This window comes from Xanthomonas axonopodis, from assembly GCF_001304695.1.
GTDB classification, from domain to species: Bacteria; Pseudomonadota; Gammaproteobacteria; order Xanthomonadales; family Xanthomonadaceae; genus Xanthomonas; species Xanthomonas axonopodis.
In genome coordinates this window covers 1-12646 of sequence record NZ_JFAQ01000046.1, presented here as the reverse complement: position 1 = coordinate 12646, position 12646 = coordinate 1, and the positions used below count along the sequence as shown (strand labels likewise).

General features: G+C 65.2%; 14 protein-coding genes, 1 other RNA gene and 2 pseudogenes. 11 read left to right on the top strand and 6 right to left on the bottom strand.

From position 1 onward, the window contains the following. The coding region (locus XAXN_RS22680) for a hypothetical protein (protein WP_209018936.1) at nucleotides 1-256 on the bottom strand (256 nt) is incomplete at its 3' end. Between the two features lie 220 nt (nucleotides 257-476). Between XAXN_RS22680 and rnk the strand changes: the two genes are divergently transcribed. The 3 genes from rnk to XAXN_RS04860 all read left to right on the top strand — a co-directional run bounded on the left by rnk (nucleotide 477) and on the right by XAXN_RS04860 (nucleotide 2744). Continuing rightward, the gene (gene rnk / locus XAXN_RS04870; RefSeq protein ID WP_054318710.1) at nucleotides 477-917 is read left to right on the top strand and encodes a nucleoside diphosphate kinase regulator; all 441 of its coding nucleotides are present in this window, start codon (nucleotides 477-479) and stop codon (nucleotides 915-917) included. Nucleotides 918-970: 53 nt separating this feature from the next. After that, nucleotides 971-1939, top strand: coding sequence for a transaldolase (locus XAXN_RS04865; protein ID WP_054318709.1), 969 nt, complete (start codon nucleotides 971-973; stop codon nucleotides 1937-1939). 247 nt (nucleotides 1940-2186) lie between these two features. Beyond that, complete coding sequence (locus tag XAXN_RS04860) at nucleotides 2187-2744, top strand: type 1 glutamine amidotransferase family protein (RefSeq protein WP_054318708.1); 558 nt, start codon at nucleotides 2187-2189, stop codon at nucleotides 2742-2744. 406 nt (nucleotides 2745-3150) lie between these two features. Here the strand turns inward: XAXN_RS04860 and msrA are convergent, their stop codons facing one another. Together msrA and XAXN_RS04850 are read right to left on the bottom strand one after the other, a co-directional pair. Then, nucleotides 3151-3801, bottom strand: a complete 651-nt coding sequence (gene msrA, locus XAXN_RS04855; RefSeq protein ID WP_054318707.1) for a peptide-methionine (S)-S-oxide reductase MsrA — start codon at nucleotides 3799-3801, stop codon at nucleotides 3151-3153. A 95-nt stretch (nucleotides 3802-3896) separates the two neighbouring features. Further along, nucleotides 3897-4412 carry an SgcJ/EcaC family oxidoreductase gene (locus XAXN_RS04850; RefSeq protein ID WP_054318706.1) on the bottom strand — a complete coding sequence of 172 codons (516 nt, stop codon included), beginning with the start codon at nucleotides 4410-4412 and terminating at the stop codon, nucleotides 3897-3899. A gap of 123 nt (nucleotides 4413-4535) precedes the next feature. Between XAXN_RS04850 and XAXN_RS04845 the strand changes: the two genes are divergently transcribed. The 3 genes and pseudogenes from XAXN_RS04845 to XAXN_RS04835 all read left to right on the top strand — a co-directional run bounded on the left by XAXN_RS04845 (nucleotide 4536) and on the right by XAXN_RS04835 (nucleotide 7614). Continuing rightward, nucleotides 4536-5243 (top strand): helix-turn-helix transcriptional regulator, encoded by a 708-nt coding sequence (locus XAXN_RS04845; protein ID WP_054318705.1) that lies wholly within the window; start codon nucleotides 4536-4538, stop codon nucleotides 5241-5243. After that, nucleotides 5240-7153 (top strand): annotated as a pseudogene (locus XAXN_RS22965) (ATP-binding protein). The gene XAXN_RS04845 and the pseudogene XAXN_RS22965 overlap by 4 nt, the downstream one beginning before the upstream one ends. Then, nucleotides 7150-7614, top strand: a complete 465-nt coding sequence (locus XAXN_RS04835; RefSeq protein ID WP_054318704.1) for a response regulator — start codon at nucleotides 7150-7152, stop codon at nucleotides 7612-7614. The pseudogene XAXN_RS22965 and the gene XAXN_RS04835 overlap by 4 nt, the downstream one beginning before the upstream one ends. Before the next feature lie 127 nt (nucleotides 7615-7741). Here the strand turns inward: XAXN_RS04835 and XAXN_RS04830 are convergent, their stop codons facing one another. Both XAXN_RS04830 and XAXN_RS04825 read right to left on the bottom strand, forming a co-directional pair. Continuing rightward, nucleotides 7742-7972, bottom strand: coding sequence for a putative signal transducing protein (locus tag XAXN_RS04830; RefSeq protein WP_017157283.1), 231 nt, complete (start codon nucleotides 7970-7972; stop codon nucleotides 7742-7744). A gap of 1 nt (nucleotide 7973) precedes the next feature. Beyond that, nucleotides 7974-8615 (bottom strand): glutathione S-transferase family protein, encoded by a 642-nt coding sequence (locus XAXN_RS04825; protein WP_054318703.1) that lies wholly within the window; start codon nucleotides 8613-8615, stop codon nucleotides 7974-7976. A gap of 361 nt (nucleotides 8616-8976) precedes the next feature. Between XAXN_RS04825 and XAXN_RS04820 the strand changes: the two genes are divergently transcribed. From XAXN_RS04820 to XAXN_RS22390, 4 genes are all read left to right on the top strand, one after another. Then, the gene (locus XAXN_RS04820) at nucleotides 8977-10716 is read left to right on the top strand and encodes a glutamine--tRNA ligase/YqeY domain fusion protein (protein ID WP_054318702.1); all 1740 of its coding nucleotides are present in this window, start codon (nucleotides 8977-8979) and stop codon (nucleotides 10714-10716) included. Between the two features lie 164 nt (nucleotides 10717-10880). Then, nucleotides 10881-11087: a hypothetical protein gene (locus XAXN_RS23475; RefSeq protein WP_054318711.1), complete on the top strand. Its 207-nt coding sequence runs from the start codon at nucleotides 10881-10883 to the stop codon at nucleotides 11085-11087. 11 nt (nucleotides 11088-11098) lie between these two features. Continuing rightward, nucleotides 11099-12028 (top strand): DMT family transporter, encoded by a 930-nt coding sequence (locus XAXN_RS04810; RefSeq protein WP_054318701.1) that lies wholly within the window; start codon nucleotides 11099-11101, stop codon nucleotides 12026-12028. A gap of 103 nt (nucleotides 12029-12131) precedes the next feature. Beyond that, the gene (locus XAXN_RS22390; protein WP_162045075.1) at nucleotides 12132-12341 is read left to right on the top strand and encodes a hypothetical protein; all 210 of its coding nucleotides are present in this window, start codon (nucleotides 12132-12134) and stop codon (nucleotides 12339-12341) included. Between the two features lie 3 nt (nucleotides 12342-12344). Here XAXN_RS22390 and XAXN_RS20580 read toward each other — a convergent pair. Then, nucleotides 12345-12420, bottom strand: a non-coding RNA gene (locus XAXN_RS20580) — sX9 sRNA. Nucleotides 12421-12549: 129 nt separating this feature from the next. Here XAXN_RS20580 and XAXN_RS22960 point away from each other — a divergent pair. Then, a pseudogene (locus XAXN_RS22960) lies at nucleotides 12550-12646 on the top strand (IS5/IS1182 family transposase); the annotation flags it as partial.

The following is a 12646-nucleotide window of genomic DNA, read 5'->3' as shown; positions in this document are numbered from 1 at the left end:
TCGGAAATCGGAAATCGGAAAAGCGTATCGCGGTTGCGGTCGCTTTGACTGCGGTTGGAGTTTGCAATTGGGCGGCGCGCGAGCGTCGCTTTTTGTGTGTTTGTGCGCAGCACTCTTGCCCGAAGGTTGGCTGCGCATCATCCGCCGCTGTCTGGTCGACGCAACTAGCGGCAGCACGCTGCCCGCGCAGCCATGCGATTTGCGAGCAGCGTCCTGGTTCGCTTGCTTGAGACTGATAGTGCGGCGCTTGCGGCATGCGGTGGGAACAGGCTCGTCTGCAGCGGCCGTTACGTTCTTCCCCTCCGATTGTCTCAACCGCAACGCTTGCTCGCTGCACCAGGCCTGCTGCGCCTGCCTGGCGGCCCTTGCCAGTGCCTTGGATTCGCAACATCCACGCATTGCGATCAGCCGGCGGCGCCCTCATCTCGTCAGTGCCGCTTGCCGTGTTGGCAAGCCGTATTCGTCAGGAGACTGCCATGACTTCGCAACCCCACAGCGGCTTGCCGCCATCCATTCTGGTATCCAGCCACGACCTTGCCCGGCTCGAGGCATTGCTCGATTCGCCAACCTTCAACAAGCATCCTGCCGCCACTGCGCTGAGCGACGAACTGGGCCGCGCCCGCGTGCTGCCGCCCGACCAGATTCCCGGCGATGTTGTCACCATGCACTCACGTATCGAATGCGAAGACCAGCTGCATGGCGAACGGCATACGCTCACCCTTGTGTATCCGCATGAGGCCGATGTGCAGCTCGGCCGCATCTCGGTGCTTGCGCCGGTCGGCAGCGCGCTGCTTGGCCTGTCGGTTGGCCAGAGCATCGATTGGCGCACGCCGGACGGGCGCGACCTGCGTCTGCGCGTGACTGCCGTGCACGACCAACCCGCAGCGGCGGGCGACTTCCGGCGCGCAGCGCGCTAACGTAGCGCGCTGCGTCCTATCCCCGACCCGTTCCACGATTCGAGTGAACCCGCATGACTGCATCCCCCTCCAAGCTGGCCCAGCTGCGTGAGCTGTCCGTCGTCGTTGCCGATACCGGCGACTACGACGCCATCAAGCGCCTGCAGCCGGTCGACTGCACCACCAATCCCACCCTGGTCAAAAAGGCCCTGGATCTGCCGGTCTATGTCGACCTGCTCGATCGCGAACTGGCCTGGGGCCGCGAACATGGCGGCGACGATCGCACCGCCACCGTCAACGAAGTGGCCGACCGGCTCACCATCGGCGTGGGCGTCAAGCTGTCCGCGCTGGTCCCGGGCCGGGTCTCCACCGAGGTGGATGCCGACCTGGCGTACGACACGCAGTCCACCATCGCCAAGGCGCGCAAGTTCGTTGCGATGTACGCCGAGCGCGGTGTGTCCAAGGACAAGATCCTGATCAAGATCGCCGCGACCTGGGAAGGCATCGAAGCCGCGCGCCAGCTGCAGCGGGACGGCATCGACTGCAACCTGACATTGATCTTCAACCGCGTGCAGGCACTGGCCTGCGCCGAAGCCGGCGTATTCCTGATCTCGCCGTTCGTGGGCCGCATCCTGGACTACTACGTGGCGAAGGGGCAGACCCCGGCCAGCATCGACGAAGACCCGGGCGTGGTATTCGTGCGCACCGTCTACAACGCGTTCAAGCAACGCGGCTCGTCCACCGTGGTCATGGGCGCGTCGTTCCGCTCCACCGCGCAGATCGAAGCGTTGGCAGGTTGCGACCGCCTGACCATTTCGCCGGACCTGCTGGAAAAGCTCGACGCCGAGTACGGCGAGTTGCCGCGCAAGCTCTCCCCGGCCAAGGCCGACAATGCCCAATTCACCCCGATCGACAGCGATAGCTTCGCATCGGGCCTGGCCGCCGACCCGATGGCCACCGAGAAGCTGGCCGGAGGCATCGACACGTTCGCCAAGGACTTGCACGCACTGCGCAAGACCATCGCCGACAAACTCGCTGGCTGATAACGCAGCGCGGCCGTTCTGCACACGACGCCTGCAGCTTCTTGGCTGCGGGCGTTGTCGTTTTTGGAGTTTGGTTCAGATGGGGACATCTACGTCTGCACGACAGACAGAAGACCCCGCGGCCCAGCATGGTCGCACCTGCACCGGGCACCGACTGGAACCAAATGCCCTGCCCTCCACATATCGCTTACATCCGCGGCGCACGCACTGCCTAGAATCCGGATTCCCTCAACTGGCGTAACGGACGATGGCAAACATTGCAGTGGCGATGGCCGACGGCGTGGCCGATTGGGAAATCGGCGTGGTGCTGCCGGCAGCACGCGAATGGTTCGGCGACCAGGTCGCCATTGCCAGCATCGACGGGCAGCCGCTGCAGTCCATCGGCGGCCTGCGCATCACGCCGGAATATGCGCTGTCCGATCTGGCGCCGCTTGAGATCCTGCGCGGCAGCGAACGCTGGCAAGCCGGCGAAATTCCTGGGCTGAGCGGCCTGCTGGTCGAACGCGTGCAGCAGCAGCGCCCGGTCGCGGCGATTTGCGGCGCCACCCTCGCCTTGGCCTATGCCGGCCTGCTCGATGAGCGCGCGCACACCAGCAACGCGCTGGCATTCTTGCAGGAGCACGTGGTGCCGTACGCAGGCGCTGCGCACTATCGCCACGAAAAGGTCGTCAGCGCCGACGGCGTCATCACTGCCCCTGGCACCAGCCCGGTGGGTTTCGCATTGGCGTGCATGCGGCAATTGCATCCAGAGCGCACCGACACGCTTGCCCAGTTGCGCGGCATGTTTGCCGGAGAGTTCGTTTAATCCAACCGATTGAGGTCGGCATGGTTGGTGCGCTGCATTCCGATACGGCGAACCGGTTCTTTGCGCACCGTAGCTATTTGCTTCTAATGATGGCGCAACGAGCGGACACGTCGGGTACGCAACCGGTGTTACGCATCGCGTGCCGCAGCAGCTCGCAAATGCCGAGTTGCGGCACAGCTTCACCGCGCCGGTTCGCCTATAAATGCACCGCGCCATCGCCGGCATGCCTGGCGAGAACGCCGCCCAAAAAAAGATGGCCGCGCCGTCTCCGACGCAGCCATTTAAGTTGCCTAGCACGCACTCCCATGCAGTGCCTGATCGTGATGACGCTGCCGGTCACTGTCGGCCCTCGGCACGCTGCCACGATCATGTGGATGACAGCGTTTCAATCCGGCCCGACTTTCCGTCAGGCATCCAGCCCGATCGGGCAGCTCACTCCCGTACCGCCGAGCCCGCAATAACCATTGGGGTGCTTGGCGAGATATTGCTGGTGATCGTCTTCGGCGTAGTAGAACGTGGGCGCAGGGAAACGGATCTCCGTGGTGATTTCGCCGTACCCGGCTGCGGTCAGTTGTTGCTGATACGCATCGCGGCTGGCGAGCGCAGCGTCGTATTGCGCCTGCGTGGTGCAGTAAATCGCCGAACGGTATTGCGTCCCCACATCGTTACCTTGCTGCATGCCCTGGGTGGGGTCGTGGCTTTCCCAAAAGGTGCGCAGCAATTGTGCGAACGACACCGCTTGTTCGTCGAACACCACCAGCACCGCTTCGGTATGGCCGGTCTGCCCGGAACACACTTCCGAATAAGTCGCGTTCGGCGTCTGCCCGCCGGCGTAACCCACTGCTGTGGTGTAGACCCCTGGCACGTTCCAGAACTTGCGTTCCGCGCCCCAGAAGCAGCCGAGCCCGAATTGCACCTGGGCCAGACCGGTGAATTCCCCGCGCAACGGATGGCCGTTGACCAGGTGCGTGTTATGCAGCGGCAGCGCTTGCTCGCGCCCGGGTAGTGCCTCGCCCGGGCGTGGCATACGTTGTTTGAAGGCGCCGATTCCCAGCATGGTGCAACTCCGCAATCGTGAGGATTGCCTGCTGGATGGCGCCGGCCAGAGCCACTTTCAAGCCTGCCCGGCCAGCGCCTGTCGCCCGCGCCGCATTACTTGGCCTTGGCAACTGCCGCGCGCGTGTCCACTTCCGGCATCGCCGAGCTGTGGTGGTTGATGATCAGCCACTTGCCGTCGCGCTTTTCGTACACGAAGGTGTAGCGGGCCTGCACGTTGCTCTTCTTGCCGGCCTTGTCGGTCAAGGTGAAGGTGTACACGCCGGCATCCACGGCGCTGTCGTCATCGAGCACGCGCACGGTGCGGTAATTGACCACGCCCTGCGGCTTCTTGGTCAGGAACATCTCGAAGTCATTTTCGATCTGCTCGCGCGAGGCGCGCACTTCGTTGGAGACCGTCGGCAGCAACACGCTGTCCGGTGCGTACAGGTCGGCCACCTTGTGCGGGTTGCCGGTGGCCAGCGCCGCGTTCCAGGTGTCGAACAGCGCAGCGACTTCGCGCTCTTCGCCGCCGGCCGGCAGCTTGGCCTTGTCGGTGTAATGCATCACGCCGCCAGCCAGCGCCGGGGTGACTGCCACCGCCAGAACCAGAGAGAAGAGGGTGCGACGCATGGGAAATCTCCGTGTGATTGATGGGGTGCCTCAGCAGGCAGGGCCAGTATCGAAATCAAACGACCCCAACAATTCTGCCGAGTGGCATATACTCAAATATGCTGATCGGCCTAGAGCGAGCCTTTGGAAACCCCCACCAATGCTGGTGATTGGCGCCTGACCTTGCGCCGCGAGGCCTCCGATAGCGCGCGTTGGCAGGCGCTTGGGGAAGCTGCCGTTGCACTGCGCCAGGTGCAGAGCCCCGAGCAGGCCTGCGATGCGGTCCTTGGGCGGGTGCTGCTGTTGCTTGGCCTGGAACATGGCGCGGTACTGGCGCAGCGCGGCCCGCGCGCGCAAGTGTTGGCCAGCCGCGGCCGTGCATTGCCGCCCGGGGCCAGCGCCGCTGGCGATGGCCATGAAGCGGCCTGGTGGATGCCACCGCGCCCGTCCGATATCCGCGAAGCCAGGGTGCCGATCCACGCGCTGGGCACCACGCACGGCATGCTCTGCGTGGCCTGGAACGAAGGCCGCCCGCCCCCCGGCAATGACGATGTGCAGGCGCTGCAGCCGTTCGCGCTGCTGCTGCCGGCCATGGTGGCAGAACCGGCCAAACCGGTTGCCACGCGGCGGCGCAAACCGCTGCAGGACGATCGTCTGGCCGCGCTGAGCAAGCGCGAAAAACAGGTGTTGTCGTTGCTCCCGCGCGGACTCACTAACGCGACCCTCGCAGCTGAACTGGGCATTTCTCCCGGCACGGTCAAAGTGCACGTGGAGCGAATCCTGCAGAAACTTGAGGTAAAAGATCGCACCCAGGCCGCGGTGTACGCGGTCCAATCCGGACTTGCGTTATGAATGCAGTGGCGGTGCGTTGGAACGATTGGCCGATCACCCGCAAAAGCCTGGCGGTCGTCACCTTGCCATTGCTGTTGCTGGCCGTTGCATTGATGGCCATCTACACAGCGTGGAGCGGCAGAACATCGCCGCCGAAAACGACGTGCGGCAGACCCTGGAAGTGCTCAGCGATCTGTATGAAGCACACGCACTGTTGGCCGAAACCGCCGCCGGCGTGCGCGGCTATCGGCTGGTGCGGCGCGATGAATTTCTGACGCCGTATCGCGATGCCGAGCCTCGGCTGCAGCGCGTGGCCGACCGTCTTTCGCAACGTATCACCGACCCCAGCCAAGCGCGGGGTTTTGCGCGCATCAAGCCATTTTTTGCCGAAAAAATGCAGAGTTGGCGCCGATTGCTGGCACCGGATCTGAGCCGCGAAGAAGAGATCCGGCAACTATGGGACGGCAAGTACAAACTCGACATCCTGCGTGCGGAGCTGCGCGAGTTGCGAAATTACGAAACCGCGCAATTGCAGGTGCGTACCGCCAAGGCGCAGGGGCTGCGCCAGCGCAACCTCATCATTACCTTGAGTGCGGCGATGCTCGGCGGGCTGGGCGCGGTATTTGCGGTGGCATGGTTCGCCTCGGCATTGTCCGGGCGCCTGCGCACCCTGGCCGCCAATGCCGACCGGCTGGGCGAAGGCCTGCCGCTGGCACCGCAACCGCGTGCCGGCGACGAGCTGGGCCAGGTCGGGCAGCGTCTGGCGCAAGCCAGCGAACTGTTGGCCGCACGCGCAGCCGAAGCGCAGCTGGCGCGGCGCGAAGCGGAGACCGCCAACCGCGCAAGAACCGAATTTCTCTCGCGCAGCAGCCATGAACTGCGAACTCCGCTCAATGCAATCCTCGGCTATGCGCAGGTGCTGGAAATGGATCTGCCCGAGCCGGGTCATCGGCGGCACCTGCAGCACGTTCTGGGTGCCGGCAGGCACTTGCTCGGGCTGATCACCGAGCTGCTGGACATCGCGCGTATCGAAGCCGATCAACTCGATCTGAGCCCGGAACCGATCTCGGTACGCGCGGCCGTGCACGAAGCCTTGGGGCTGATCGCACCGGATGCCGACAAGCATGGCATTGCGCTGCAACCCAGCCTCCATCGACGGACCGTGGACGGTGCACGCCGATGCGCAGCGGCTGCGCCAGGTCCTGCTCAATCTGCTGTCGAACGCGGTCAAGTTCAATCGTCCCGGTGGGCAGGTGCAGGTGAGCGCGCAGGCCGATGGCGAGCAGGTGCGCATCACGGTTGCCGACCAGGGCGCGGGGCTGACCCCGGCACAGATCGAACGTCTGTTTACACCGTTCGAGCGGTTGGGCGCCGAGCGCTCTGCGGTGGAAGGCACCGGGCTGGGGTTGGCGCTGAGCAAGCGCTTGATCGAGGCGATGGGTGGGCAGATCGGCGTGGACAGCAGCAGCGATGGCGCGCGGTTCTGGATTTCGCTGCCGCAGGGCGAGCATCAGCACAGCGAACCGGCGCGGCCGCTGGTGCCGCCGAGCAGTGCCGGCATTGGTGTGTGCCGGCTGCTGAGCATCGAAGACAATCCATCGAATCAGGCGTTGATCCGCACGCTCACCGAGCGTCGCCCGCAGTGGCAACTGCTCGAAGCGGCCAGCTTGGCGCAGGCGCGTGCGCTATTGCAGCATGGCGCACCGGATCTGATTCTGCTGGACCTGCACTTGAGCGATGGCAACGGCGAAGAGCTGTTGCGCGAATTGCAGGCGCAGCCGGCGATGGCGGCCATCCCGGTGGTGGTGATCAGTGCCGATGCCACGACCGCCACGCTGGCGCGCGTGGGTAATCAAGGCGTGCGCGCCTATTTGACCAAGACGCTCGATGTGACGGAATTCTTCACTGTGATTGACGGGTTGCTGGCATGACACGCGACGAAATTCTCGGTTCCCGCATCCTCATCGTCGACGACGAGCCGGCCAATGTGCGCTTGCTCGAAGACCTGCTGCAACGCGAAGGTTTCCAGCAAGTGATCGCCACCACCGATCCGCTGCGGGTCATGGGCCTGGTCTCGGCATGTGCGCCGGACCTGATCCTGCTGGATCTGAAGATGCCCGGGCTGGACGGCTATGCGCTGCTGGAACAGCTGGCGCGGCTGTCAGACCCGGGCCAGTTCCTGCCCGTGATCGTGCTCACCGCCGCCCCCAGCCGCAGCGCGCGCCACCGCGCCCTGGGCCTGGGCGTCAAGGACTTCTTGACCAAGCCGCTGGATACCTTCGAAGTCGCACTGCGGGTCTGGAACGTGGCCGAAACCACCGTGCTGTTCAAGCGCCTGCGCGCACTGGCCGCGCCGGATGCAGCGCCGCCGGGGTGGCGTCAGCAGCGTTGATGGACGCGCGTTCGAGCGATTCCCTCGTAGGAGCGCATCCGGGCGCGAAGAGTGTTCCCGGGAATGCCCGCCGCGCCCGGGTGCGCTCCTACGCCAGGCATTGCGCGGGCGCCGAGCTCGTTCAACGCTACAGCGCCCGCGTGACCTGCCCGCACAAGCCGATCTCTGCCAGCACCGCCTGGGCCTGAGCCAACTGCATATCGGCCACGCAGACCTGCAGCACGCCGAAGGCAGGTAGCTCGCCGGCACCGCCCAGCAACGATTCACCGAAGACGAACGCGGTGATGCCGGCATCTTCCAGTGCGTGCTTGGCCAGATGCGCATCGATGAGGTGACTGGCGCGGTAGGCAATCTGCATCTCAGCTGCGCTCTGCACGTTCGCGCTGCGCGTCGTTGCGCCAGTCGCGCAGCGCCGGCAACGCATCCAGCGCTGCCAGATAATCCCCGGCCGCTTCAAACAGCGGCACGCCGTAGCTGGAAAAACGCAGCGCCACCGGCGCATACATCGCATCGACGATGCCGAACTGCCCACACAGGAACTGCCCGGCATGGCCGTGCTCGGCGCGCAGGCTGGCCCACAGCGCCTGGATGCGCGTGATGTCGCGCTCGGCGGCCGCATCCCACTGGGCGGGGCCCGGCGGGCGGGCCAGATTCATCGGCAGTTGGCTGCGCAAGGCCGCAAAGCCCGAATGCATCTCTGCCGCGGCAGCGCGCGCTTGTGCGCGTACGGCCAGGTCGGCCGGCCAGCCGCGGTCGTCCAGCCAGCGCTCGTTGACGTACTCGCAGATCGCCAGCGAATCCCACACATGCAGGGCGTCGTCCCACAGCACCGGCACCTGGCGGGTCGGCGAATACCCGGCAATGCGCGCCTGGAATTCGGGCGTCGCCAGCGGCAGCGCGACTTCCTCGAACGGCACATTGAAGTGTCGCAACAGCAGCCACGGCCGCAACGACCAGGAAGACAAGGTCTTGTCGCCGATGACCAAACGGGGAAGTGGCATGGGCTGGAGCGCTCCAATGGGGTCGGCGCAGCGTACGCGTCGCGGCCGATGCCCGCCAGCCATGCCCGCCGCAAGGCACGCCCTGTCCTGCGGCGCGCGCGCAAGGCAGCGCTTGCGGTCCAACAGCGCCAATGAGGCCAGGCATGACGTGAGAGGGGCCTGGCACCGTGTTTGCTGCGCAATGGGCGTGCCGGTTGGCTGCATCGTGAAGAACCCACGCATCGCCGGCACAGCCTGCGGGGGCTATCCGGCACACAGGCCACCCCCGAAAACACAGCCCCAACGCGGCCACGCAGCTTCGCGCCTACCCCTAACCGGTGCCACCGCCTAAACTTGCGGTTTACCTATTGCTGATGCGCGCATGTCCGAGACCCTAGCCACCGACGCCACCGCCCCGGCGGAGAAGAAAGACTTCATCCGCCAGATCGTCCGCGAGGATCTGGCCAGCGGCAAGCACACGGTCATCCGCACCCGCTTCCCGCCCGAGCCCAACGGCTACCTGCACATCGGCCATGCCAAGGCGATCTGCCTGGATTTCGGACTGGCGGCCGAGTTCGGCGGGCTGTGCAACCTGCGCCTGGACGATACTAACCCGGCCAAGGAAGACCCCGAGTTCGTGGTCGCCATCCAGGACGACGTACGCTGGCTGGGCTATGAGTGGGCGCAACTGCGTCATGCCTCGGATTACTTCGAGGTGTATTACTTCGCCGCGCAGAAGCTGATTCGTGATGGCCAAGCCTTCGTGTGCGACCTGTCCGCAGAACAGGTGCGCGAGTACCGTGGCACGCTGAACGAGCCCGGCCGCAATTCGCCGTTCCGCGAGCGCAGCGTCGAAGAAAACCTGGAGCTGTTCGGCCGCATGCGTGCCGGCGAATTTCCCGACGGCGCGCGCACGCTGCGCGCCAAGATCGACATGGCCAGCGGCAATATCAACCTGCGCGACCCGGCGCTGTACCGCATCAAGCATGTGGAGCACCAGAACACCGGCAATGCGTGGCCGATCTACCCCATGTACGACTTCGCGCATTCGCTCGGCGATGCGGTGGAAGGCATCACCCACTCGCTGTGCACGCTGGAATTTGAAGACCACCGCCCGCTGTACGACTGGTGCGTGGACAAGGTGGACCTGGCCGGCCACCCGGAACTGCTGCAGCCGCTGCTGGACAAGGGCTTGCCGCGCGAAGCGGCCAAGCCGCGTCAGATCGAGTTTTCGCGCCTCAACATCAACTACACGGTGATGAGCAAGCGCAAGCTCACCGCGCTGGTGGAAGAGCAACTGGTGGACGGTTGGGACGACCCGCGCATGTACACCCTGCAGGGCCTGCGCCGCCGTGGCTATACGCCGGCGGCGATGCGGTTGTTCGTCGACCGCGTGGGCATCAGCAAGCAGAACTCGCTGATCGATTTCTCGGTGCTGGAAGGTTGCCTGCGCGAGGATCTGGACGCAGCGGCGCCGCGCCGCATGGCCGTGATCGACCCGCTCAAGCTGGTGCTGACCAACCTGCCGGAAGGCCACACCGAAACGCTGCAGTTTTCCAACCACCCCAAGGACGAAAACTTCGGCACACGCGAGGTGCCGTTCGCGCGCGAGCTGTGGATCGAGCGCGAGGATTTTGCCGAGGTGCCGCCCAAGGGCTGGAAGCGCCTGGTGCCGGGCGGCGAAATCCGCTTGCGCGGCGCAGGCATTGCGCGTGTGGACGAAGTGATCAAGAACGCCGACGGCGAGATCGTCGAACTGCGCGGCTGGCTGGATCCGGAATCGCGACCGGGGATGGAAGGCGCCAACCGCAAGGTCAAGGGCACCATCCACTGGGTCAGCGCCGCGCACGCGGTGGAAGCGGAAATCCGCCTGTACGACCGCCTGTTTTCGGTGGAGAAGCCCGACGACGAATCCGAAGGCAAGACCTACCGCGATTACCTGAACCCCGAGTCCAAGCGCAACCTGCGCGGCTACGTGGAGCCGAGTGCAGCGTTGGCAGCGCCCGAGCAGGCGTTCCAGTTCGAGCGCACCGGTTACTTCGTTGCCGACCGTCGCGACCATAGCGCAGCCATGCCGGTCTTCAATCGCAGCGTGACCTTGCGCGATACCTGGGCCAAGTAACCGCGCAGGGCAGCCAGCGGCGCTCTTGCAAGCAGAGCGTCGCTGCTAGCGAGGTCGGGCGGCTGCGCGACCAAAAGATGCAGCATCTGCGTCATCACGCGCCCTCCCAGCCGCAACGCCAATGCGCAGCAAACTGGCCGCCACGCCGTGGATCGCTCCAGGCCATCACGATCGTGGCGGTCGCGCATGTGCTGCAAGGGCATCCCACTGATTGGGCGACGCCATCGTTCGCATGCGGCACTGTGCATACGAATGATGACATCACCGCGACTGGAACAGCGCTCCGTTGCAACTTGGCGGCGTCGCAGACGTCTGCAGCGTTCGCCTTGATCAACTCCCTGCCGCACGGCACGCTGCGATGCACGCCCTGAGGAACAGCACGATGCGTGATCGCTTGATGGTGGGTGTCGCCTGCGGAATCGGTGCGGGCGCGCTGTGGGGGCTGGTGTTTCTGGCGCCACAATTGCTGGGCGCTTTTACGCCGCTGCAATTAGCGGTGGCGCGGTATCTCTCGTATGGCGCCGTGGCGGCCTTGCTGCTGGCACCACGCGCGCGGCAGACCGTCGCCCGGCTGGGCGCTGCCGAATGGTGGGCGTTGGTGCGCTTGAGCCTGATGGGAAATCTGGTTTATTACGTGCTGCTTGGCAGCGCCGTGCAGTGGGCGGGCAGCGCGGCAACGGCGTTGATCATCGGGCTATTGCCGGTGGTGGTCACCGTGATCGGGACGCGTGCCGCCGGTGCGGTGCAATTGCGACGCCTGGCCGCGCCCTGCGTGCTGTGCGTGATCGGCGTGACATTGGTGGCACTGGACACCGTGCAGGACGACTCCGGCCAGCAGGCCAGCGATCGCCTGACCCGGATCGCCGGCCTGCTGTGCGCGGCGGGCGCACTGGTGTCCTGGTCGGCCTATTCGATCGCCAATGCGCGCTGGTTGCGGCGGCGCCCGGATCTGTCCGGCGGCGACTGGTCGCTGCTCACCGGCGTGGTTACCGGTGCACTGGCGTTGTTGCTGGCGCCAGCGGCCCTGATCGGCAGTGCAGCGCATGCAGCGCTCGAGTGGGCCAGTTTCTGGGGCGTGTCGCTATTGCTGGGCATCCTGGCCTCGATCATCGGCAATGCGCTGTGGAATCGTGCCAGCCGCATGCTGCCGCTGACCCTGGTCGGGCAGATGATCGTGTTCGAGACGGTATTTGCCCTGCTGTACGGCTTCGCATGGGAAATGCGCCTGCCCACGCCACTGGAACTGGCCGCCATCGCCTGCCTGCTGGTCGGCGTGCTGTGGTGCGCAGCACTGCATGCGCAAGCGAAATAACGCCGGCACCTGATGCACGCGGCGGCATAGATTGCAGGCTGTATCAGCCAGCGATGCCGCCATGTGCCTCCCACAACCATGCTTACGCCCACCTGCAAGCACGTTGCGCAGCGCGGTGTTTTCGCTGTCGATCGGCCTGACGGCCTGTTCGCCGCAGCCGCCCGTCTCGAACGCGGCGACTCCGGCCGAGGTGTTCTGTACGCTGCTTCCCGGTCGGCCAGATGACGATCTGCCCAGCGATCGCCGCGACGAAAGCATGCAGCAATTGGACCTTGCCACGCGCTGCCACCGCGCACTGCGCAGACGGCGTTAACTCCACTAACAAAACGGAGCGAGCAGTCTTCAGGCGGGTGCGGGCGGCGCGGAGGAACCAGAGTGTACGCGTGGTACATGCCGATCCCGAGCACCGGCCGCACCCGCCTGGCGGCTGCACAGGAGTTTTGTTAACTGCTCTAAGGCAACGCTGATCAAGTTCCAAAGATGCGAGGATAAGTGCTTCGCAGCGATGGTGGTGCAAGCCGATGAAGCAGCGGACCTTGGCAATGTCAGCTGACCAGGGCAACGGGTTTGAACAGTACCGTCGCCCGACGCGGCGCGATGTGTTCCTGGCACGGATGG

Bases quoted from the DNA above. Each gene is read 5' to 3' on its own strand.
- XAXN_RS04865 (WP_054318709.1), top strand. From the start codon at position 971: ATGACTGCATCCCCCTCCAAGCTGGCCCAGCTGCGTGAGCTGTCCGTC.
- XAXN_RS04825 (WP_054318703.1), bottom strand. From the start codon at position 8,615: ATGCCACTTCCCCGTTTGGTCATCGGCGACAAGACCTTGTCTTCCTGG.
- XAXN_RS04850 (WP_054318706.1), bottom strand. From the start codon at position 4,412: ATGCGTCGCACCCTCTTCTCTCTGGTTCTGGCGGTGGCAGTCACCCCG.
- XAXN_RS04820 (WP_054318702.1), top strand. From the start codon at position 8,977: ATGTCCGAGACCCTAGCCACCGACGCCACCGCCCCGGCGGAGAAGAAA.
- rnk (WP_054318710.1), top strand. From the start codon at position 477: ATGACTTCGCAACCCCACAGCGGCTTGCCGCCATCCATTCTGGTATCC.
- XAXN_RS04860 (WP_054318708.1), top strand. From the start codon at position 2,187: ATGGCAAACATTGCAGTGGCGATGGCCGACGGCGTGGCCGATTGGGAA.
- XAXN_RS04835 (WP_054318704.1), top strand. From the start codon at position 7,150: ATGACACGCGACGAAATTCTCGGTTCCCGCATCCTCATCGTCGACGAC.
- XAXN_RS04830 (WP_017157283.1), bottom strand. From the start codon at position 7,972: ATGCAGATTGCCTACCGCGCCAGTCACCTCATCGATGCGCATCTGGCC.
- msrA (WP_054318707.1), bottom strand. From the start codon at position 3,801: ATGCTGGGAATCGGCGCCTTCAAACAACGTATGCCACGCCCGGGCGAG.
- XAXN_RS04810 (WP_054318701.1), top strand. From the start codon at position 11,099: ATGCGTGATCGCTTGATGGTGGGTGTCGCCTGCGGAATCGGTGCGGGC.